The following is a 21,252-nucleotide window of genomic DNA, read 5'->3' on the forward strand; positions in this document are numbered from 1 at the left end:
GCTGATGGACATCGGCGGGGCATGACGCCTGTTCGGGGGCCGTGCCGTGACCTGCGCCGGAGCCCGCCCGCCCGGGGGTGACGTCCGAGATGGACGCGTTTGAGGCGAACGTAGGAAAGAATGGGGGTGGCCACGGCTAGGAGGCGTTTTGAACGGCGATGCGCGGTTCACCGTCACGCGGACGCTGAGCAAGGACCAGCAGGCGCGGCGCGAGCGGCTGATCGACTCGGCGCGGGAGCTCGCGCTGGAGGGCGGCTACCCGGCCGTCACCATGCACGACGTGGCGGACCGCGCCGGCGTCGCGCGGGCGACCGTCTACCGGTACTTCGCCACCAAGGACCACCTGCTCACCGAGGTCGCGGCGGCGTGGGCGCACCGGGTCACCGACGACATCGACGCGCTCGCGGTCGGCGACACCCCGCTGGAGCGCCTCACCGCGCTGCTCGAGCGGATCGTGCACGTGGCGGCGGCGGAGCCGACCCTGACGTCCGCGATCATCCAGGCGGTGACCTCCGACGACTCCAGCGTGGACGACGCCCGGACCGTCCTGTTCCTGTTCCTGCGCGACCGGCTCTCCACGGCGATCGGCGACCCGGTCCCCGAGCGCGACGACGTCGAGATCGTCCTCGGGCACATCCTGCTCTCCGCGCTGATCAGCCTGGCCTCGCTCCGCCAGCCGGTCGAGGAGGTCGCCGCCATGGTCCGCACGGCCGGGCGGCTCGTGCTGGGCGGCGCGTTCGCCGCGACGCCCGGCTGATTTGGTCCACGTTTCCCGGCCGTGATTGGTCCTGTCGCATGGTCCACTGTGGTCCTAGCGTGCTCGTGTGACGAACCCCGTGCTGTTCCTCCTGGCCGCCCTGACGCTCGTCGCGGTCCCCGGCCCGAACCACCTGTACATCACCACGCGCAGCATCGGCGAGGGGCGCCGCGCCGGGATCGCGTCCGCGCTCGGCGTCGAGACCGGCACGCTCGTCCACATCGGCGCCGCCGCGGCCGGACTGTCCGCCCTCGTCGCCGCGTCCGCGACCGCGTTCGGGATCCTGCGCTACGCGGGCGCCGCCTACCTCGTCTACCTCGCGTACCGGACGCTGCGCGGCGGCCGTGAGGACGGCGAGCTCGAACTCGAACCGCGGCCGCTGCGCCGCGTCTACCTCGACGGCGCGCTCGTCAACGTCCTCAACCCGAAGGTCGTGCTGTTCTTCCTGGCGTTCCTGCCGCAGTTCGCCGACCAGGACGCGGGAGCGGTGCCGCTGCAGATCGCGGCGATGGGCGCCGCGACCGCGCTGATCGGGCTGGTCGTGGACATCGGCTACGCGGTGGCCGCCGGCTCGATCGGCGAGTGGCTGCGGGCCCGGCCGGTCTTCCGGCGCCGGCAGCGGTACGCGACCGGCCTCATCTACCTCGGCCTCGGCGCCGCCGCCGTCCTCGCCGGTCCGAGCGCGCGTCGCACCTAGGGACCACTCGCCGGGGCGGGTATGCAGCCCGCCTCGTTTGTCACTCCGCTGACAACCCGGAGCCCGCATTGCGTACCCGGTCGTGCAGCCCGCCCGGACGGCCGCCGGTAGCTTCCCGACCGGGAGGTGCGAACGGTGACCGGCGGCCTTGAGGAACGCTCCCCGATCACGCCCTGGCCGGGCGTGCCGAGCGAGCTGGCCACGCTGTTCCGGCCCCATCTGGACACCCTCGCCGAGGAGATGATCGAGGAGATCCTCGCCGGGATCCCCGAGTACGCCCGCCGGCGGGACGCGGAGTACACGCGGCTCCTCCGGCTCGCCGTCGAGGGCGCGCTGCGCCAGTTCGCCGACCTCGTCATGGACCCGGACGGCTCCTGGGAGCAGGTCGCCGCCGTCTACCGGGAGATCGGCCGGGCCGAGGCCCGCGAGGGCCGCGACCTGGAGGTCCTGCAGACCTCGCTGCGGCTCGGCGCCCGGGTCGCGTGGCGCCGGCTCGCCGCCGAGTCCGAGCGGTACGACATCTCCCGCCGCACCCTCGCCGGCATCGCCGAGGCGATCTTCGCGTTCCTGGACGAGGTCGCCCGCGCCGCCGCCGAGGGCCACACCGCGGCCCGTGAGCGGGAGGCGGGCGAGCTGGAGCACCGCCGCCGCCGGCTGCTGGACCTGCTGCTCGCCGAACCGCCCGCCGCCCCGCGGGCCGTCGCCGACCTGGCCCGCCTCGCGCGCTGGCGCGTCCCGCGGACGGTCGCGGCCGTCGTCCTGCACGAGCGGGGCCGGCAGCCGTTCGCGCACCCGGACCTGCCGCCCGACGTGCTCGCCGACGTCGACCGCCGCGAGCCCTGCCTGCTCGTCCCCGACCCGGAGGGCCCCGGACGCGGCCGGATGCTGGAGTCCGCGCTGGGCGCCTGGGTCGCCGCGCTCGGCCCGACCGTCCGCACCGAGGACGCGGCCAGGTCGCTGCGCTGGGCCCGCGAGGCGCTGCCGCTGGCGCGCCGCGGGATCCTGCCGTCCGACCGGCTGATCCGCTGCGCCGACCACATGCCGGCGCTCGTGGTCTTCAGGGACGAGGACCTGGTCCGCGTGGTCGCCGACCTGCGCCTCGCGCCGCTGCGGGCCGTCCGGCCACGGCACCGTGAGCGGCTGATGCGGACGCTCCTGTCCTGCCTGCAGAACGGGTTCAACGCCACCGAGGTCGCGAGCCGGCTGCACGTCCACCCGCAGACCGTCCGGTACCGGCTGCACCAGCTGGAGGAGCTGTTCGGCGCGCGGCTGCACGACCCGGAGACCCGGCTGGAGATGGAGATGGCGCTGACCGTCGCCCTCACCACGCCGCCGGACGATCAATCAATCGATTGACCGGATTCTTCGCCAACGCCTAGTTTGGGGTGATGACCAGCAGCGATACCGGGCGCGAACGGATCCTGGAGGTGGCCACGCGGCTGTTCGCCGCGCTCGGCTACGACGGGACCTCCACCCGCATGATCGCCGAGGCCGCCGGGCTCAACGTCGCCACCATCGCCTACCACGTCGGCGGGAAGCGCGACCTCTACCTCGCCGTGATGGAACGCGCCCACGTGGCGGAACGGGCCGCGCTCGACCGGGCGCTCGCCGAGATCACCATGGACCGGGAGGGCCTGCTGGCCCTCGTCGACGGGTACGTCGACTTCTGCCTCCGGCGCCCGGAGGTCCCCGCGCTGTGGATGCACCGCTGGCTCTCGGACGCCGCCGACATCGCGCACCTGGAGGAGCAGTACGTCCGGCCGCTGGTGGAGATCGTCACCGGCCTGGCCCGCAAGATCGTCGCCGATGACGTCGACGTCGACTTCGTCGTCTGGACCATCGTCTGGTGCACCCACGGCTTCGGCTGCGGCGGCCTCCTCGACGCCGACGGGAACCGCCTCGGCCTGGACGACCCGGCCGCGGTGGCCAGGTTCCGCGCGCAGATGCGCCGCACCGTCGCCGCCGCGATCGGGCTGCCCTCCGGCAACGCCGGATGACCTCACCGCGGCTCACCGCCGTCCGCCCCCGACCGAGGAAGCACGCCCTATGCCCGCTGACCCGCACCACGGCGCCCTGCCCGAAACCGGCCGCCCCGCCCCCGACCTGCTCGCCGAGCTCGCCCGGCTGCGGGCCGCCGACCTGCCCGTGCGCGGCGGCCAGGTCACCGCGTACGTGTACGACACCGGACGCGACGCCGTGCACGACCTCGCCGCCACCGCCTACCAGGAGATGCTGGAGGTCAACTGCCTTGACCCCACGGCGTTCCCCAGCATCGTCGCGCTCGAACGCCGGATCGTCGGGTTCGCCGCGGACAAGCTCGGCGGCGGCTCCGGCATCTTCACCAGCGGCGGCACCGAGTCGATCATGCTGGCGGTGAAGGCCGCGCGGGACGCCCGCCCGGTGGAGGGGCGGCCCCAGATCGTCCTGCCCGCTACAGCGCACCCCGCCTTCCACAAGGCCGCGCACTACCTCGGCATGGAGACCGTGCACGTCCCGGTCGACGGCGACTTCCGCGCCGACCCCGCCGCTACGGCCGCCGCGCTGACCCCCCGCACGGTGCTGGTCGTCGCCTCGGCGCCGTCCTATCCGCACGGCGTCATGGACCCGGTCCCGGAGATCGCCGCGCTCGCCGCCGGCGCGGGCGTGCCATGCCACGTCGACGCGTGCGTCGGCGGCTGGGTGCTGCCCTGGCTGCGGGACGCCGGGCGCGACGTCCCGCCGTTCGACCTGTCCGTGCCGGGGGTGACGTCCCTCTCGTGCGACTTGCACAAGTACGGCTACTCGCCCAAGGGGGCCTCGGTCGTGCTGTTCGCGGACGAGTCGCTCCGGCGGCACGCCTACTTCGCGTCCGCGCACTGGCCCGGCTACACGGTCATCAACGCCGGCGTCCAGAGCAGCAAGAGCGCCGGGCCGCTCGGAGCCGCGTGGGCGACCCTCACCGCGGTCGGGGCGCAGGGGTACCGCGACCTCGCCGAGAGCGCGATGAAGGCCGCGGAACGCTTGATCGCGGGCATCGCGGAGATCCCCGGGCTGCGGGTGCTCGGCGACCCCGTCGCGCCGCTCGTCGCCGTCGCCTCGACCGACCCCGGACTGGACGTCTTCGTGATCGCCGACGAGGCCCGCGCCCGCGGCTGGTACTTCCAGCCGCAGCTCTCCTACCAGGGCAGCCCGCCGAACCTGCACTTCACCCTGACCGGCGTCAGCGACGTCGACGCCCTGCTGGCGGCGCTGGCCGACGCGGTGCGCGGCGCCCGCGCCGCCGGCCCGCCCGACGTCCCGTCCGACCTCGTGGACGCGCTCGCCGAGCTGGACCTCGACGGTCTCGACGACGCCGGCTTCGCCGCCCTGCTCGCGTCCGCCGGCGTCGACCTGGACGGCGGCGGCGACCCCGAGATGGCCGTGGTCAACACCATCCTGGACGCGCTGCCGCCCGCCACCCGGGAGGCCCTGCTGATCCGCTTCCTGTCCGCCCTGTACGTCTGACGGCGGGTCAGCCGAGGCGGGTCAGCCGCTTGACGATGGACGGCCCGTCCTTCGGCTCGCCCGCCTCCAGCGGCACCCGCGCCGGGCCCGCGTCCATGGCGCCGGCCGCGTCGCCCGGCGCGGCGTCCGCCGGCGGGTCGCCGTCGTACCCCACGCGCACGGTGAGGCCGGGCCAGCCGACGACGGCCACCGGCGCCGTCGCGCGCAGCGCGGTGCTCCCGTCGAGCCCGTCGTCGATCCGCCCGACGACGTCGCCCCGGCGCGCGAGCGGCTTCGCGACGAGGGCGCGCTCGGCCGCGACGAGGATCCCCTCCGCCGTGTTGACGGCGTCCGCCGCGCTGGGGGAGCGCTGCCCCATCACCGCGCCGACGATCAGCGTCATCACGCCCCCGACGTCCTTGCGCGCCGCGAACACGAAGTTCCCGCCGGCCGCGTCGGTGTACCCGGTCTTCCCGCCGACGACGCCGTTGCGCCCGAGGATGAAGTTGCCGCCCTGCCGCGGGGCACCGCCGCCGTCCGGCACGTACATCCGGTTGTTCACGATCTCCCCGAAGGACGGCAGGCTCATCGCCGCCCGCAGCAGCCTCACCTGGTCCGCGGCCGTGCTGACCGTCCCGGAGTCGTAGCCGCTCGGATCGGTGTAGCGCGTACCGGTCATCCCCAGCTGCTTCGCCGCCTCGTTCATCTTCGCGACGAACGCCCTCTCGTCGCCGGAGTCCCACCGCGCCAGCTCGTGCGCCACGTCGTTGGCCGAGATGATCAGCAGCGCCTCCAGCGCCTTGCGCTGCGTCAGCCGCTGGTTCGCGGTCACCCCGAGCAGCGACTCCCCGCGCCTCTTGCGCGCCGGGATCTGCGCCGCCGCCTGCGGCGACACCGTCAGCACCGGCCCGGCCTCCCCGGACTTCAGCGGATGGTCGCGCAGATACACGTACGCCGTCATGACCTTGGCGACGCTCGCCGTGGGCGTCGGCACCGCCCCGCCCGAGGACCCCATCGTCCCGAGCCCGTCCACGTAGATCGCGGACTGCCCCGCCGCGGGCCACGGCAACACCGGCGCCTGCCCCGGGAACGTGTGGCTGGCCGCGACGCTCAACCTGACCGTCGGCTCCGGCGGCGGCCGCAGAAGCTGCCCGGCGACGAGCCCCACCACGAGCACCAAGGCAGCCGCGACAACGACGACCCACCGCCGACGCTTCTTCTCCTCCACCGGCGCCGGAGCCGCACCGCCCCACGGCTGCGGCGGCGCCTGCCAGGCAGCCGGCGCGGGCAACCGCTCAACCCGAGTCGTCGCAGCCGACGTCTCCGGCAAGACCGCCTCCCACGACCCCGCCGCCACGTCCTGCGATGGCGCGCCATGCTTCGGCGGGGCGCCGGCCCCCGCATGTGGGACACCAGAAGGTGCCGGTGCCGTCGAAGGCCCAACGTGCGGCGAGGCGCTCTCACGCGCGGTGCGCTCGTCCTTGGACGGCGCTTCGTGCTGAGGTGGGACACCGCTATCGGTGCGCTCCGCGTGGTCCTGGCCTGCGGTGCGGCCGCCTCGTGGTGGCGCGTCGTGTGTCGGCGGGACGCCGGGAGATGCCGGTGCGCCCTGCGCGGGGGGCCGCCGTGGTACGTCCTGTTTCGGCGGTGCGTTCGTAGCCCCTGCGCCCGGCGTCGCGCCCTCACGCGCGGCGCGCCCGTCCTCCGACGGCGCGTCCTGCCTCGGCGGAGCGGCGCTACCAGGCCGGGTCGGTGTGGCGGAGCGCGGCGCTGGCGTGTCCTGCCGGGTGCGGTCGCCTTGCCCCGGCGCATCTTGCTCAGGCGGAGCGCCACCTTCGAGCCGCCCCGCAAAGGCTGCCTGGTCCTTGCCCGTGCGCCCGTCCTGCGGTGGCGCGCCGGTTCCCGGGCCCGCATGTGGGGCGCTGGAAGGTGCCGGTGCGCCCTGCGCGGGGGGCCTGTCTTGCCGTGGCGTGCCGTGCTTCGGTGGCGCGTTCGTGGGCCCTGCGGGCGGCGTGGCGCTCTCGCGTGCGGCGCCACTGTCCTCCGACGGCGCGTCCTGCCTCGGTGGGGTGGCGCTGCCAGGTCGGGTCTGTGGGGCGGTAGGTGCCGATGCACCGTGCGCGGTGTTCTCGCGTCGGGCGCGCTCGTCCTGAGACGGCGCTTGCTGTTGGGTGCGGGCGCCTTGCCGCGGTGCTTCCTGCTGAGGCGGGGCGCCGCTTTCGTTGTCCTCTGCGGAGGCTGCCGAGTCCTCGACAGCGCTGCGGCCGTCTCGTGATGGCGCGTCCTGCTCGGGCGCGCCGCTTTCGGTGCGCTCTTCGGAGGTTGCCTGGGCCTCGCCTGCGGTGCGGGTGTCTCGTGGTGGCGCGTCTTGGTTCGGTGGTGCGTTTGTGGGGGCGGGGGGTGGTGTGGCGTTCTGGTGTGAGGCGCCGCTGTCGTCTGACGGCGTGTCCTGTTCTGGTGGGGCGGTGCTGGCCGAGTCCTTGGCAGGTTCGGGGGGCTCTTCGGGCTCGGCTTGCGGGGTCTCGGTCGTGTCCTCGGGGGGTTCCTCGTCCTCTGGTTGGGGGGCGGGGAACTGGACGTACCAGGTGCTTGGGGGTGGGGGCTCTTCCTCGGCGTCCTTTGGCCTGCGGCGGACGGGGATGTCCGGGCGGGTCAGGTCGACCTTCTTGGGGACGCGGAATTCGGCGGTCCCGGTACGGGACGTCTCCGCGCCCCGCTCGGCGTCGTCGTCCACGTCCAGACCCTCCTCTGCTCGTATCTCGACGGGCGGCGGAATGGTCCTCCCCCGGCGACCCCCCATGCATATGGGGACGCGAAGTTTATCGGGAAGGTTCGCGGCGATCCGTGTCCGTGAGGCTCGTGTCCCGCGTGAACCTGGACGGGGGGTTGCGGAGATACAACCCTGACAACGTCCCCCGCACGGGAAGGCCCGGTGCGCATGCCATGGTGGCCGCGATGACCGTTCCCCCGACGGCTCAGGAGTGCGACGCCGCTCTCATCGAGAGTTCGCTCGCCGATCCCGAGGCGTTCGCAGCGCTGTTCGACCGCTATGCCGGGATGCTCTTCCGGTACGTCTCGCGCCGGCTCGGGCCCGAGGCCGCGGAGGACGTCGTCGGCGAGACGTTCCTCGCCGCGTTCAGCAAGCGGCACCGCTACGACGTCGCGCAGCGGGACGCGCGGCCCTGGCTGTTCGGCATCGCGACGAAGCTGGTCGCGCGGCATCACCGGAGGGAGGCCGCGCGCTACCGGGCGCTGCGGCGCAGTCCCGTGGACGGTCCCGTGGAGGGGCCCGCCGACCGGGTGGCGGCGGGGGTGACCGCGTCGGCGTCGCGTCCCGTGCTGGCGGAGGCGCTGTCCGGGCTGGCGCGGAGGGACCTGGACGTCCTGCTGCTGGTGGCGTGGGGCGACCTCTCCTACGAGGAGGTGGCGCGGGCGCTCGGCATCCCCGTCGGGACGGTCCGGTCCCGGCTGAACCGCGCCCGGCGCAAGGTGCGCGCCGCGCTGGGCGACACCGACCCGATGGGTGAGGAGGAGTGAGCGTGGACGACCTGGAACTGATCCGTGATCTCGGCCGGGAGCTGGAGCACGAGCCGCCGCCGACGCTCGCCCGGCAGCGCACCCGGCTGCTGGACGGTGCCCGGCGGAGGCGCCGGGTCCTCGGACGGTGGACGCTCCTCGGCGTGGTGGCGGCGGTGACGGCGGCGGCCATCGTCGTCCCGGCGCTGGTCGTCCACGGCCGGGACGCCCGCCCGGTGGCGCCCGGCACGACCGCGCCGACGCCGGCGCCGGGCCGGGCGATGAACGTGCTGCTGCTGGGGTCGGACGAGCGCGGCGACAGCTACTCGGCGCGTTCGGACACCATGATGCTCCTGCACGTCCCGGCCGACAGGAAGGACGTCCGGGCGGTGAGCATCCCCCGCGACTTGCTCGTCGTGCTCCCCGCGTGCAAGACGTCCGAGGGAAAGGTGATCCCCTCCCGCAGAGGCCTGATCAACTCGGCGTTCCCGGTGGGCGGCGTCTCCTGCGCGGTGAAGACGGTGGAGTCGCTGACCGGTGTCCGGATCGACCAGACCGTGGTGGTCGGGTTCACCGGGTTCGTCCGGATGGTGGAGGCACTCGGCGGCGTCCGGATGACGGTGCCGCGGCCGGGCGTCGACCCGAGGTCGGGGCTGCGACTGCGCCCGGGGGAGCAGCGGCTGGACGGGAAGGAGGCGCTCATCTACGTCCGCAGCCGGATCGGGTACGGGGACGGCTCCGACCTGGCGCGGATCGAGCGGCAGCAGGCGTTCATGGCGGCGTTCGCGCGGGAAGTCAAGGAGCTGCGGGGCGATCCGCTGCGGTTCGGCAAGTTCCTAGCGGTGCTCGCGGCCTCGGTCGAGACGGTGCCGCGGCTGGGCGCCGGGGACCTGGTGACCCTCGCCCGCGGCTTCGGGGCGGGCGCCTCGATCCGCTTCGCGACCGTTCCCGTACGCCCGGCGCGCGCGGATCCGAACCGCCTGGCCTGGGACGAGGACGGGGCGGCGCGGGTGTTCGCCCCGTTCAAATGAGTGACCCGGGGCGTCTCGGGTAGGGCCCGCGGTACCCACCAGCGAGGCGCAAGGAGTGCACGATGGCCACGAAGGTCCGCGACATCATGACCGGCTCGCCCACCTCGGTGAGCCCGGAACTCGACCTCGTGACGGTGGCGCGGGCGATGCGCGACGAGGACATCGGGGCCGTCCTGGTGGCCGACGGCGACCACCTCAAGGGCGTCGTCACGGACCGGGACCTGGTGATCCGCGGCCTCGCGGCGGGGGGCGACCCGGCGGCGGTGAAGATCGGCGGCATCGCCAGCAGCGTGACCGCCACCGTCGGGCCCGACGACTCGCTGGAGCGGGCCGCGCAGATCATGCGCGAGCGCGCGGTCCGGCGGCTCCCCGTCATCGAGGACGGCCGTCCCGTCGGCATCGTCTCCATCGGCGACCTGGCGATGGAGAAGGACTCGGGTTCGGCGCTCGCCGACATCAGCGCGGCCCGCCCCAACGTCTGAGCCTCCTACGGCAGGGCGGACAGGAGCTGCTCCAGTTCGCCCTCGGTGTTGTAGTAGTGCACGGACGCTCGCACGGCCGCCTGTGCGGCGTTCGGGTCGTATCCGTGCGTGTTGGGGTTGGTGACGTTGACGTTGACGCCGCGCGCCTTGGCGGCGGCCTGGATGGCGGCGGGGTCGTGGCCGTCGACGGTGAACGTGACGATGCCGGACGGCCGTGCCCCCTTGTCGAGGACGGTTACACCGGGACGCGCGGCCAAACGCTCACGTAGCCCGGCGGCCAGGTTCAGGACGCGCTCCTGGATCTGGGGCATCCCCAGGTCCGCCGCGTAGTCGGCGGCGACTCCCAGTCCGATCTGCCCGGCGACGTAGCGTTCCCACGTCTCGAAGCGCTGCGCGTCGTCGCGCATCTCGAACCCGTCCGGCGCCTTCCATGTGGCGGCCTGGAGGTCGAGGAACGGCGGCACCAGGGTCCGCAGGATGTCGCGCCGGACGTAGAGGAAGCCCGTTCCGCGTGGGCCCCGCAGGAACTTGCGACCCGTCGCCGACAGCATGTCGCAGCCGATCTCGGTGACGTCCACGGTGAGCTGGCCGACCGACTGGCAGGCGTCCAGGAGGTACAGGACGCCGTGCTCGCGGCACAGCCGCCCGACCTCGACCGCCGGGTTGACGAGGCCGTTGTGCGTCGGGACGTGGTTGAGCGACACCAGCCGGACGTTGCCCTTGGCCAGTTCCGCCTCCAGCGCGTCGAGGGAGAGCGTGCCGTCGGACTCGTCCGGGACGACCTCCACCCGGGCGCCCGTGGCCGCCGCCACCTGCTGGTAGGCGATCGCGTTGCTGGAGTACTCGCTCGTCGTGGTCAGGATGCGGTCGCCGTCCGCGAAGGGGATCGAGTAGAACGCCAGGTCCCACGCGCGCGTGGCGTTCTCCACGTAGGCGATCTCGTCCGGCCGCGCGCCCAGGAGCCGGGCGACCGCGCCGTAGAACCGGTCGATGGCGGCCTGGTTCTGGTCGGCGGCCTCGTACGCCCCGATCGTCGACTCCTGGGCGAAATGCCCGGCGACGGCGTCGATGACGGGACGCGGCGGCAGCGCGGCGCCGGCGTTGTTGAGGTGGGCCACCTTCGCGCAGCCGGGGGTGTCTGTCCTGATCTCGTCGATGTCCACAAGCGACCCTTCGCTGAAATGTCGTACCCCCGGGAGAGAGTGTCTCCCGGCGGCACCACGACGGCGCGATTTGACCTCAACCAATCTTGAGGTCGCATGCTCGTCTTCCAGGCTAACGATGATCAGGGGTCCCCATGGACATGGAAGTCACGGCGTGGATGTCGCTGCATCACGCCATGAACGCGCAGGACGGCCGGCCGTTCTCCAAGGCGACGCTGCGGCGCATCGGCCGCTTCGCCCGCCCGCACCGGCGGCAGCTCGCCGCGTTCCTCTTTCTCAGCGTGGTGATGGCGGTCATCGCGGTCGCGACTCCCGTCCTCGCCGGATGGGTCGTCAACGCGATCGTCGACCACGCCGAGACGTCCACAGTGGTGGGGCTCGCCGTGCTGATCGCGGTGCTGGCGCTCGCCGAGGGCGGGCTCGGGCTGGCCAACCGGTGGCTGTCCGCCCGTATCGGTGAGGGGCTGATCCTCGACCTGCGCACCGCCGTGTTCGACCACGTCCAGCGCATGCCGGTCGCGTTCTTCACCCGGACCCGCACCGGCGCCCTGGTCAGCCGCCTCAACAACGACGTGATCGGTGCCCAGCGCGCGTTCAGCGACACTCTGTCCGGCGTCGTCAGCAACCTGGTGACCGTGCTGCTCACCTTCGCGGTGATGGTCCGGATCTCCTGGCAGATCACCCTGCTCGCGCTGGTCCTGCTGCCCGTCTTCGTGCTCCCGGCCCGCCGCATGGGCTCCCGCCTGGCGCGGCTCGAACGGGAGGCCGCCGCGCACGACGCCGCGATGAGCACGCAGATGACCGAGCGCTTCTCCGCGCCGGGGGCGACGCTGGTGAAGCTGTTCGGGCGCCCGTCGAGGGAGTCCGCCGAGTTCGCCGCCCGCGCCCGCCGCGTCCGCGACATCGGGGTCCGCACCGCGATGGTGCAGCACGTCTTCATCACCGCGCTCACGATGGTGTCGGCGCTGGCCCTCGCGCTCGTCTACGGTCTCGGCGGCTACCTGTCCCTGCGCGGCCACCTCGACGCCGGCGCCGTCGTCGCCCTCGCCCTCCTGCTCACCCGCCTCTACGCGCCGCTGACCGCCCTCGCCAGCTCCCGCGTCGAGGTGATGAGCGCGCTCGTCAGCTTCGATCGGGTCTTCGAGGTCCTCGACCTGAAGCCGCTCGTCGCCGAGCGCCCCGACCCGCGCGGCGTCCCGGAAGGCCCGGTCGCCGTCGAGTTCGAGAACGTCCGGTTCGCCTACCCGTCGGCCGACAAGGTCTCCCTCGCCTCGCTCGAAGAGGTCGCCACCCTCGACACCCGCGGCGGCGTGGACGTCCTGCACGACGTGACGTTCCGCGCCGAGCCAGGCCAGACGGTCGCGCTGGTCGGCTCGTCCGGCGCGGGCAAGTCGACGATCGCGCAGATGCTGCCGCGCCTCTACGACGTCGACTCCGGCACCGTCCGGCTGGGCGGCGTGGACGTCCGCGACCTGTCCTTCCAGTCCATCCGCGACACGCTCGGCATGGTCACGCAGGACGGCCACCTGTTCCACGAGTCGATCCGCGAGAACCTCCTGCTGGCCCGCCCCGAGGCGACCGACGAGGAGCTCTGGGACGTGCTGCGCCGCGCCCGCCTCGACACCCTCATCGAGGGCCTGCCGGACGGCCTCGACACGATCGTCGGCGAGCGCGGCTACCGCCTCTCCGGCGGCGAGCGCCAGCGCCTCACCATCGCCCGCCTCCTGCTGGCCCGGCAGCGCGTGGTGATCCTGGACGAGGCCACCGCCCACCTCGACTCCACCTCCGAGGCCGCCGTCCAGGAGGCACTGGCCGAGGCCCTGGACGGCCGTACCGCGGTGGTCATCGCCCACCGGCTCTCCACCGTCCGCGCCGCCGACCTCATCCTCGTCGTCGAGGACGGCCGCATCGTCGAACGGGGGACCCACGACGAGCTGCTGGCCGCCGAAGGCCGCTACGCCGACCTCTACCGGACCCAGTTCGCCTCCGAGCCCCCGCTGGAGACCGTCGCCTGATCCGGGCGGTCAGGTGAGGGCGGTCAAGTGAGGGCGGACGGTCAAGCGAGGGCGGACGGTCAAGCGAGGGTGGACAGGGTCGTGCGGAGGGAGCGGAGCACGTCGGAGCGCCAGCCGCTGCCCATGCCCCGGAAGGCGTAGGCGTTGACCGGGTCGTCCAGGTCGAAGCCGGCGTGCTCGATGAAGAGGCGGGTGCCGTGCCCTTCCGGGGCCAGCCGCCAGGTGACCGTGGTGTCCAGGCCGCCGCCGTGCCAGCTGATGCGGAGCAGGCGGTGCTCCTCGACGGCGAGGACCTCGCAGGCGATCCTCCCGTCGAAGCCGACGCTGGGGATGGGCTTGGCGGCGAAGGTGAAGCGGTGCCCGACGACGGGCTCGAAGTCGTTCGGCATCAGCCAGCGCGCGAGCAGGCCGGGCTCGCTGAGGGCGCGCCAGACCTTCTCGGGCGGGTGGGGCAGGAACTCGTCCACCTCGATGGAGGCGCGTTCGCGGGCGGGTGTCACAGGTCCTCCTCGTCCAGCAGGTCGCGCAGGCCGGCGAGCCTCTCCCGCCAGAACCGCTCGTACGGGGTGAGCCACTCCGACAGCTCGCGCAGGGGGGCGGGCTCCAGGCTGTAGACGCGCCGGCGGCCGTGGCGCCGCTCGGTGACCAGGCCCGCGTCCCGCAGCACCCGGAGATGCTCGGACACGCTCGGGCGGCTCATCGTGAAGTGCGCGGCCAGGTCGTTCACGGGGCGGGGGCCGGAGAGCAGCAGCGACGTCAGCTCCCGCCGGACGGGGCTGGCCAGCGCGGCGAAGACGTCCCCGGTCACCGGGCGGCCAGCACGATGCCGTTGCCGTCGGGGTCGGTGACCGTGGCCTGGCGGCCCCACGGCAGGTCCTGTGGGCCGTCGACGTCCACGCCGGCGCTGCGCAGCCGCGCGCAGTCCGAGTCGAGGTCGGACGTCTCCAGGATCAGCCCCTGGACGCTGCCCGCCGGCACGCCGGGCAGGTGGTTCGCGAGGACGACGGTCGTGTCCGCGCCCTCGGGGGCGAGCTGCAGCCAGCGGATCGGGCCGGCGGCCTGGTCGGCGACCACCTCGAAGCCGAGCGTGCCCGCGTAGAAGTCCTTGGCCGCGTCCTGGTCGGAGACGGGGACGGTCAGCGACCGCACATGGGTGATGTTCATGGCGACGAGAATACGTAGGCGATCTCCTACCTGTCAAACGTAGGCATTCTCCTACGTGTTCGGGTTTAGGGGGCGCGGCGGGTGGCAGGCTGTGGGGCATGCGCGCCGTCACCTACGACTCGTTCGCCTCCGACAACTCCCGGCTGAGGGTCGGGGACGTCCCCGACCCCAAGGTCGGCCCCGGCCAGGTGCTGATCGAGGTCCGCGCGGCCGGGGTCAACCCGGTCGACTGGAAGGTCATGGCGGGCGGCCTCGACGGGATGCTGGACACGGTCTTCCCGGTCATCCCCGGCTGGGACGTCGCGGGCGTGGTGCGGGCCCTCGGCCCCGACGTGCCGGAGTTCGCACCGGGCGACGAGGTGATGTCCTACGCGCGCAAGGACGTGGTCGGCGCCGGGACGTTCGCGCAGTACGTCGCCGTCGCGGCCGACCATGTGGCGCACAAGCCCGCCTCGCTCGACTGGAACCGGGCCGGGGGCCTCCCGCTGGCCGGGATGACCGCGCAGCGCGCCCTCGACCGGCTCGGGGTCGGTCCGGGCGAGATCCTGCTCGTCCACGCGGCGTCCGGGGGCGTCGGGAGCTTCGCCGTGCAGATCGGACGGGACCGCGGCGCCCGCGTCATCGGCACCGCGTCCGAGAAGAACCATGACTACCTGCGCGAACTCGGCGCCGAGCCGGTCGACTACGGGGACGGCCTGGCCGAGCGGGTCCGGGAGCTGGCGCCCGGCGGGGTGTCCGCGGTCGCCGACTTCGTGGGCGGCCAGCTGGAGGTGACCCTCGCGGTCCTGGCGGCGGGCGGGCGGCACGTCTCGGTCGCCGACGACACCGTCGGGGAGCACGGCGGTCACTGGATCTGGGTCCGTCCGAGCGGCGCGAAGCTCGCCCAGCTCGCGGCGCTGGCCGACCGGGGCGCCCTCGGCGTCGAGGTGGCCGGCGCGTTCCCGCTGGAGGGGACCGCCGCCGCCTTCGACGCGAGCCGCTCCGGCCACACCCGCGGGAAGCTCGTCGTCACGCCGTGATCGTCTGGCGCGCGAGCCCGGCCCGCGCCGCCTTCTCCCGGCGTTCGGCCCCGGCCTGCTGCCGCGCCTTCTCGTGGACGGACCAGTTCTCCGGCTGCATGCACATCAGCTCACCCGTGTCCGGGACGAGGATGGCCCCGCCGAACGGCTCGTCCCCGGCGAACCACACCCCGCCGGCGATCTCCCTCGGCCACCGGTCCGAGAACAGCGGCTCCCGCGCCGCCATCCGCGGGGCACCCTCCGTCCCCAGGGTCAGCGAGCGCCGTCCCCGGCTCCGGAGGTTGGACTTCTGCACGGGGGAGCGGAACTCGAAGTCGTACACCTTCAGCACGCGGGCGCACTTCCTCATCCACAGGATCTGGTCGAGAAAGAACCGCGTGCCCTGCCCGAGCGTCACGATCCCCACGCCGATGAGCGGATAGGCGACCGCGGCCTTCAGGACGAGCGGGACGGCCGCCAGCGCCGCGCCCGCCACGACGATCAGCAGGTAGCGCCGGGTCAGGACCGCGTAGTGGTGCCTCACCGGCCCCTCGCGGTCGGTGCCGTCCGTCGCGTACGGGACGGCCCGCCCGAACGGCCGGTGCAGGTACAGGTGCAGCGTGATGATCACGACGGTGACGAGGCCGAGGAGCCCGGGGATCGCGAACCAGAAGAAGACGTCGCTGAGGAGCGTGAGCACCAGGCCGTAGGAGAACGCGAAGCCGACCGCGAGCAGCGCCGCCCGCCGTAGCCGGTCGCGCCCGCCGCCGTCCCGCGCCCCGCCGCCGGTCGTGTCAGGGGCAACCGAGGGCTCCGGCATGCCGCACCTTCCCGTTCGTCCGCGATGTCCGAGGTGATCGTGGTCGTCCAAGGTAGGGGCGACGGGCCCCGGATGACCACCCCTGGCCACCGGTCCGCTGCGTTCGGCGACGTCCGGCCGGGGGCGCGCCCCCGGCCGGTTCGCCGGACCTCACCGGCCGGTGCGCAGGGCCGTCTCGATGGCGGCGAGCTTGTCGGCCAGGTGGAGGAGGGCGCCCACCGACGGGTCGTCCTCATGGGCGGCCAGCGTCTGCGAGCGCCGGAAGGCGGACTTGATCTCCGTCCAGCGGGCCTCCTCGGACGGGGTCAGCCGGCCGCGGAGCTCGGCGAGCTTGAGCAGGTTGGCCTCGGCATCGGACGTGAGGGTCTGCGATTCGGCCCGGTAGTGGTCGTCGATGGCCGATTCCAGTTCCGCCTCGTTCATCACCGGGAGAATGCGCTCGGCGAGCTTGTTCATGTCGCGGTAGGAGCCCTGGAGCCGGAATGCGGGTTCGGTACGGGACGCGTTGTCCTGGGCGGCGGAGGCCATGTAGGCGCGGTTGACGGTGAGGACCACCCGCTGGACGTGCCGGAGCTTTCCGAGAACGGCGAGGATCTCTTCCAGTTCGGCCTGGGAGTAAGGGTGGGAGAGGCGGTCGGGGCGGACGGTGTCGTCGCCCGACGCGAGCCGCACCAGCAGTTCCACATCGGCGGGGTCATGGGCGGTGAGGGGCGCCAGCACGGGGTTCGACGTGAGCGCGTTCTCTATATAGCTCAGCGCGAACAGGTCCTCCTTGCCGGAGAGGACGTCGCCCAGGTTCCACACGTCGGCGCGGTTGGCGAGCATGTCGGGAATGCGGAAGCGGCCGCCGGACTCGGTGTAGGGGTTTCCGGCCATGCAGACCGCGAAGCGCTTGCCGCGCAGGTCGTGGGTCCCTCCCGCCCCTTCGACGCGGCGCTGGGCGTCGCAGAGGGGGATGAACTTCTGCAGGAGTTCGGGTGACGTGTGCTGGATGTCGTCCAGATAGAGCAGGACGTTGTCGCCCATCTCCAGAGCGATGTTGATTTTCTCGACTTCGCGGGCCGCGGCGGCGTTGGGCGCCTGGGCCGGGTCGAGGGACGTGACGCCGTTTCCGAGCGCGGGCCCGTCCACTTTCACCAGCGCCAGGCCGAGGCGGTCGGCGACGTATTCCATGAGGGTCGTCTTGCCGTAACCCGGCGGGGAGATGAGCAGGAGCAGCCCCATCCGGTCGGTGCGCTTGGTGTCCCCGGTGGTGCCGAGTTGCTTGGCCAGATTGTCGCCGATGAGCGGCAGGTAGACCTCGTCGATGAGGCGGTTGCGGACGAACGCGCTCATCGCCCGCGGCTTGAGGTCGGCCAGGCCGAGCCTTTTCTCCTCGGTCGCGATGAGGTCGTTCCGCCGCTTCTGGTAGGCGCGGAATTCCGGGACCCGCCCGGTGCGGAAACGGTGCGTCCGGGCGAGCAGCTCGTCCAGCCGGAGGGCGATGCTCTGGTCGGTGATGCGGGGGTGGTCGCCGAGCAGGCCGTCGACGGTGGCGGTCAGGGCGGCGGGGGAGTCGTAGCCGGCGGACGCGCAGAGCAGCGCCGCCACGGCCTCGGGGACGTCCGCCGGGTCGCCCCCGGACGTCGCCAGGAACGCGGTGAGCCACGCCTCCGCGAGCTGGTGCCGGGCGGCGAGGCTCCCGGCCGCGCGGAGGTCGTCGTCGAGCGGGCCGTCGCCGACCGCGTCGGCGAGGCCCTTCAGCAGGGTGCGGGCCCCCTGGCTCGTCACGAAGCCGTCCGGCGCGCAGGCCAGTTCCTCGATCAGGTACTCGGCGGCCAGGGGCCCGGGCGCGGGCAGGCCGTGCCGCTCGGCGAACCCGGTGACGGACGAGGCGAGCTCCGCGGCGAGGTCCGTGAGGGCGCCGGCGCCCCCGAAGACGTCGCGGGCGCGGACGAGGGAGCGGGCGCGGGCCGTCCAGGCCGCGCGCTCCGCCTCGTCCGGGCCGTGGGTCCAGAACAGCCGGGCCGAGGCGCGGGCGTCGCCCGGGTAGCGCAGCAGGCCGGCCTCGGTGCGGAGGCGCAGCAGCGCCTCCAGGATGCGGGCCGCGTCGTGGTCGTGGACGCCGCGCTCGTAGCCCTCGTCATAGCGGTCGGCCGCCGCGTCCCGGACGACGGCGAGCAGCCGCCCGCCGGCCGCGGCCCGGTTCAGCTCGCCGAGGGACGAGGACGCGAGGACCGACGTGGCGAGGTACTCGGCCCGGTAGGTGTCCCGGGTCTCCGAGACGAGCGACTGGTTCCACAGGTGGCGGGTCGCGGCGAAGCCCTCGTCGCGAACGGGCGCGCGGTAGCCGGTGCCGGTGACCGCGAACGCCATGCCGTCGCCGTGCGGGACGAGGGTCAGCTCGATCGGGCGGGTGTTGACCGCGAAGCGGTGCCGCCCGAGCAGGATCGTCCCGCCGCCGTCGCCGTACAGGTCGAGGCGGTCGCGCAGCGCGCGGCCGGCCTCCTGCCGGGCCGCCTTGACGCGCCCTTCCAGCTCCTCGGCCCGGACGTCGTCGCCGAGCTCGCGCAGCTCGGCGGCGATCGCGCGCAGCCGGACCACCATGGCGTCGGTCGCGAAGTAGGCGCCGACCTCGTCGGGGGACGCGAGCGCGCCGGCGCGGCGGCGCACCCCGGACAGGATGCGCTCGGCCGACGCGGCGAGCCGGTCGGTGCGGCGGGCGCGCTCGTCCAGCAGCGTCTGCTTCCGGGACGAGAACGCCTCGTAGATCTCGGTGCGCTTCGTCTCCAGCTCGGCGAGGAACTCCTCCGGCTCGGCGAACCTGGCCTGCAGCGTCTCCAGGCGCAGGAGGAGGCGGCCGAGCCGCTCGTCGCACGCCTCGGGCGTGCCGGCGGTGCCGAGCGCGGCGGCGATGGACTGGTCGAGCAGGCCGAGCTCCGCGGCGAACTCCGCGCGTCCCTCGCGTCCGAGCAGGTCGCGGCGCCGGGCGCCGAGGACGGCGCGGGCCCGGTTGAGGGCGGCGAGCACCTCGCCGACGTGCTCCAGGATCGCGGTCCTGGCGGTCGCGTCGGTGACGTCGAGGTCCCCGACGACCTCGGTGACGACCTCCAGCCCCGCGTTCTGCGCGTCGAGGAGGTCGGCGAGGGGAGCGGCGTCGGCGGCCGTCTCGATGGCGTGCGCCGCCTCGGTGATCCGCTCCACCTCGGCGTGGTAGGAGGTGAACGCGTCCTCTCCCTGGAGGAACTCGACGGCCCCCTGGCCCGCGGTGCGAAGCCCCTCCTGGACGGTCTCGGTGAGGTCGCCGATCCGGGCGAGGTCGGCGTGGCGGAGGTCGCGCAGCGTCTCCAGGCGGCCCTGGAGGCGGCGGAACCCGGCGAGCCGGGAGATCCAGCCCTCCGCGGCCGACGGCGCCTCGGCATCCGCCGCGCGGATCAGCGCGGCGATGTCGCCGGCCGCCTCGGAGACCGCGGCGGCCGCCTGCTCGGTGAGCGCGCGGACCTTCTCGTACTCCTCCAGCACCTGCCCGGCGGCCGTGCGGACGTCCGCCAGCGGCGCGGCGGCGTCGCCGAGGTCGTCGTCGGCGAGCCAGTGGTGGAGGTCCCGCACCCGCGTGCACGCCGAGATCAGCGCCTCGAACACCGGGGCGGACGGCGACATCTCGCCCACCATCCGGACGATCGTCAGGCACTCGGCGATGCCCCGGACGAGGTCGGCGTTCCCGACGCGCTCCAGCGGTCCGGTGCCGACGGGCTGCGCGGCGGCGTGCGCGTCCGAGACGTACGGGGTGGCCCAGAGCTGCAGCGGGTGGACGCGGGCCGGCTCGTCCGACAGCGCCCGCATCGCGATGAGCGTCCCGTCCTCGGCCAGCGCGTACCCGTGGCAGGTGATCGGCGTCGTGACCCGCTTGCGGATCACGTTGTACGGCAGCAGCAGCGACCGGCCGTCCTCCCGCGAGTGGAAGACGTAGAGCACGTCCTCGCCGTTGGGGGAGCGGACGACGCGCTCGTACTCCAGGCCCGTGACGTCGGTGTCGAACGTCTTGACCGCGCCGGTCTCCAGGAGGTAGCCGCCGGGGAAGACGATGCCGTGGTCGTCCGGCAGCCTCCGGCACGCCTGCTCGATCCCGTCGAGCCGCACGACCTCCTTGGTGCGGACGTTGAAGACGAGGTGCCGCCACGCCGTCTCGTTATACGGGCGGATCCGCAGCAGGATCAGCGCCCCGACCCGCGCGTGCAGGACGTCGGCGTCCGCGAGGGACTGCAGCGGCTCGTCCACCGGCTCGGAGTACACCCCGGCGCCGCCGCCGGTGTCGTCCTCGACCTTGACGGTCAGTGCCCCGCCGGTCGTGCCGACGAACACCTCGCCCTCGATCGAGATGTGCGGGTGCCGGCCGGGGACGTGGTCGTCGCGCGTGGCCTCGACCCAGTCGACGTCGTGCGCCGGCGGGAACGCGTGGTCGCGCTCTCCCTGGTCGTCCTCGTAGACGACGCCGCCGTCCGGGGCCGTCCGCCACCGCAGGACCCGCAGGTCCGTCAGCCGCGGGCCGGTCTGGAACACCGCGAGCAGCCGGCCGTCGACCAGCCGCAGCTGGAGCAGCCGCGCCTGCCGGTAGTACCGGTACATGCCGGCGAAGTCGCGCAGGAACTCCGGATCGTCCAGGAGCCCCGGCACCGCCTCCGGCCCGGCCGGGACGAGCGCGACGCCCTCCTCGCCCCGGGTGAGGCGGTGCAGCGAGAAGACGTCCTCGACCGCGGTCTCCGGCGTCGGCCCGAGAAGGGCGTTGCCGCCGAACAGCAGGACGTCGCCGAGCGCGACCACGTCCCTCGGCACGCAGTCGTGCGCCGTCCGGATCCGCTCGGTGCCCGCCAGCCGCAGCTCGGTGCCCCCGAAGACCTCCAGCCGCCGCGCGTTCAGCGCGTCCGCCCGCCGTCCCAGCTCCGCCGCGTGCTCGGCGAGCCGGGCGCGCAGCACCTCGTAGGTTCCGTGGTCCAGTTCCGCCCCGGTTCCGGTGGCCTCCTCGACGCCCTCGGTCACCCCGTCGCTCCCGTCCATGTCGGTTGCCGATCCTGTCTCCGCCGCGGCAGCCCCGTCCCGTGGACGCCGCCGTCTCGGGCATGGCGGGTCCGCGGGGCGGCGAGCCGTCGGGCCGGCGGCCCCCGGCACCG

At 73.7% G+C, this 21,252-nt stretch carries 17 protein-coding genes; 10 read left to right on the forward strand and 7 right to left on the reverse strand.

Annotated elements, in window-relative coordinates; genetic code table 11:
- Positions 1-148: 148 nt before the first annotated feature.
- The 5 genes from BM339_RS11295 to BM339_RS11315 all read left to right on the forward strand — a co-directional run bounded on the left by BM339_RS11295 (position 149) and on the right by BM339_RS11315 (position 4,937).
- The gene (locus BM339_RS11295; protein WP_075020807.1) at positions 149-757 is read left to right on the forward strand and encodes a TetR/AcrR family transcriptional regulator; all 609 of its coding nucleotides are present in this window, start codon (positions 149-151) and stop codon (positions 755-757) included.
- Positions 758-824: 67 nt separating this feature from the next.
- The gene (locus tag BM339_RS11300) at positions 825-1,454 is read left to right on the forward strand and encodes a LysE family translocator (RefSeq protein ID WP_021598423.1); all 630 of its coding nucleotides are present in this window, start codon (positions 825-827) and stop codon (positions 1,452-1,454) included.
- A 135-nt stretch (positions 1,455-1,589) separates the two neighbouring features.
- Positions 1,590-2,810, forward strand: a complete 1,221-nt coding sequence (locus tag BM339_RS11305; protein WP_256255299.1) for a helix-turn-helix domain-containing protein — start codon at positions 1,590-1,592, stop codon at positions 2,808-2,810.
- A 32-nt stretch (positions 2,811-2,842) separates the two neighbouring features.
- Positions 2,843-3,451: a TetR/AcrR family transcriptional regulator gene (locus BM339_RS11310; protein ID WP_024935521.1), complete on the forward strand. Its 609-nt coding sequence runs from the start codon at positions 2,843-2,845 to the stop codon at positions 3,449-3,451.
- A gap of 49 nt (positions 3,452-3,500) precedes the next feature.
- Positions 3,501-4,937: a pyridoxal phosphate-dependent decarboxylase family protein gene (locus tag BM339_RS11315; RefSeq protein ID WP_021600225.1), complete on the forward strand. Its 1,437-nt coding sequence runs from the start codon at positions 3,501-3,503 to the stop codon at positions 4,935-4,937.
- Between the two features lie 7 nt (positions 4,938-4,944).
- Here BM339_RS11315 and BM339_RS51245 read toward each other — a convergent pair whose 3' ends face one another.
- The gene (locus tag BM339_RS51245) at positions 4,945-6,207 is read right to left on the reverse strand and encodes a D-alanyl-D-alanine carboxypeptidase family protein (RefSeq protein WP_256255300.1); all 1,263 of its coding nucleotides are present in this window, start codon (positions 6,205-6,207) and stop codon (positions 4,945-4,947) included.
- Between the two features lie 1,664 nt (positions 6,208-7,871).
- Between BM339_RS51245 and BM339_RS11325 the strand changes: the two genes are divergently transcribed.
- The 3 genes from BM339_RS11325 (at position 7,872) to BM339_RS11335 (ending at position 9,945) form a co-directional block, all read left to right on the forward strand.
- Entirely contained in the window at positions 7,872-8,453 is a 582-nt protein-coding gene (locus BM339_RS11325; RefSeq protein WP_024935519.1) for an RNA polymerase sigma factor, read from the forward strand.
- Between the two features lie 2 nt (positions 8,454-8,455).
- Complete coding sequence (locus tag BM339_RS11330; protein WP_075020809.1) at positions 8,456-9,463, forward strand: LCP family protein; 1,008 nt, start codon at positions 8,456-8,458, stop codon at positions 9,461-9,463.
- Positions 9,464-9,525: 62 nt separating this feature from the next.
- Positions 9,526-9,945 (forward strand): CBS domain-containing protein, encoded by a 420-nt coding sequence (locus BM339_RS11335; RefSeq protein WP_021593251.1) that lies wholly within the window; start codon positions 9,526-9,528, stop codon positions 9,943-9,945.
- Between the two features lie 5 nt (positions 9,946-9,950).
- Here BM339_RS11335 and BM339_RS11340 read toward each other — a convergent pair whose 3' ends face one another.
- On the reverse strand, positions 9,951-11,108 hold the full coding sequence (locus BM339_RS11340) for an aminotransferase class V-fold PLP-dependent enzyme (protein WP_075020810.1): 1,158 nt from the start codon (positions 11,106-11,108) through the stop codon (positions 9,951-9,953).
- 134 nt (positions 11,109-11,242) lie between these two features.
- Here BM339_RS11340 and BM339_RS11345 point away from each other — a divergent pair, with 134 nt between their 5' ends.
- A complete protein-coding gene (locus BM339_RS11345; RefSeq protein WP_075020811.1) occupies positions 11,243-13,123 on the forward strand; it encodes an ABC transporter ATP-binding protein in 1,881 nt (626 codons plus the stop codon).
- Between the two features lie 59 nt (positions 13,124-13,182).
- On the opposite strand, the gene BM339_RS11350 is transcribed toward BM339_RS11345, so the two are convergent.
- From BM339_RS11350 to BM339_RS11360, 3 genes are read right to left on the reverse strand one after another with little or no spacing between them, the layout of a single operon-like run.
- Positions 13,183-13,623, reverse strand: coding sequence for an SRPBCC family protein (locus BM339_RS11350; protein WP_075020812.1), 441 nt, complete (start codon positions 13,621-13,623; stop codon positions 13,183-13,185).
- Positions 13,620-13,931 carry an ArsR/SmtB family transcription factor gene (locus tag BM339_RS11355; RefSeq protein WP_021593247.1) on the reverse strand — a complete coding sequence of 104 codons (312 nt, stop codon included), beginning with the start codon at positions 13,929-13,931 and terminating at the stop codon, positions 13,620-13,622. The genes BM339_RS11350 and BM339_RS11355 overlap by 4 nt, the downstream gene beginning before the upstream one ends.
- Positions 13,928-14,287, reverse strand: a complete 360-nt coding sequence (locus BM339_RS11360; RefSeq protein ID WP_021593246.1) for a VOC family protein — start codon at positions 14,285-14,287, stop codon at positions 13,928-13,930. Before BM339_RS11360 ends, BM339_RS11355 begins: the two co-directional genes overlap by 4 nt.
- Before the next feature lie 98 nt (positions 14,288-14,385).
- Between BM339_RS11360 and BM339_RS11365 the strand changes: the two genes are divergently transcribed.
- Complete coding sequence (locus tag BM339_RS11365; protein WP_021593245.1) at positions 14,386-15,306, forward strand: NADP-dependent oxidoreductase; 921 nt, start codon at positions 14,386-14,388, stop codon at positions 15,304-15,306.
- On the opposite strand, the gene BM339_RS11370 is transcribed toward BM339_RS11365, so the two are convergent.
- Entirely contained in the window at positions 15,296-16,105 is an 810-nt protein-coding gene (locus BM339_RS11370) for a hypothetical protein (RefSeq protein ID WP_021593244.1), read from the reverse strand. The two genes, BM339_RS11365 and BM339_RS11370, sit on opposite strands and share 11 nt — an antisense overlap.
- Positions 16,106-16,255: 150 nt before the next feature.
- Positions 16,256-21,139 (reverse strand): DNA repair ATPase, encoded by a 4,884-nt coding sequence (locus BM339_RS11375; protein WP_177287670.1) that lies wholly within the window; start codon positions 21,137-21,139, stop codon positions 16,256-16,258.
- Between the last annotated feature and the right edge of the window lie 113 nt (positions 21,140-21,252).

It is taken from the genome of Actinomadura madurae (assembly GCF_900115095.1).
Classification (GTDB): Bacteria; Actinomycetota; Actinomycetes; order Streptosporangiales; family Streptosporangiaceae; genus Spirillospora; species Spirillospora madurae.

Coding starts and splice junctions, on each gene's coding strand:
- BM339_RS11310 (WP_024935521.1), top strand. CDS start 2,843: ATGACCAGCAGCGATACCGGGCGCGAACGGATCCTGGAGGTGGCCACG.
- BM339_RS11315 (WP_021600225.1), top strand. CDS start 3,501: ATGCCCGCTGACCCGCACCACGGCGCCCTGCCCGAAACCGGCCGCCCC.
- BM339_RS11325 (WP_024935519.1), top strand. CDS start 7,872: ATGACCGTTCCCCCGACGGCTCAGGAGTGCGACGCCGCTCTCATCGAG.
- BM339_RS11335 (WP_021593251.1), top strand. CDS start 9,526: ATGGCCACGAAGGTCCGCGACATCATGACCGGCTCGCCCACCTCGGTG.
- BM339_RS11345 (WP_075020811.1), top strand. CDS start 11,243: ATGGACATGGAAGTCACGGCGTGGATGTCGCTGCATCACGCCATGAAC.
- BM339_RS11360 (WP_021593246.1), bottom strand. CDS start 14,287: ATGAACATCACCCATGTGCGGTCGCTGACCGTCCCCGTCTCCGACCAG.
- BM339_RS11365 (WP_021593245.1), top strand. CDS start 14,386: ATGCGCGCCGTCACCTACGACTCGTTCGCCTCCGACAACTCCCGGCTG.
- BM339_RS11370 (WP_021593244.1), bottom strand. CDS start 16,105: ATGCCGGAGCCCTCGGTTGCCCCTGACACGACCGGCGGCGGGGCGCGG.
- BM339_RS11375 (WP_177287670.1), bottom strand. CDS start 21,139: ATGGACGGGAGCGACGGGGTGACCGAGGGCGTCGAGGAGGCCACCGGA.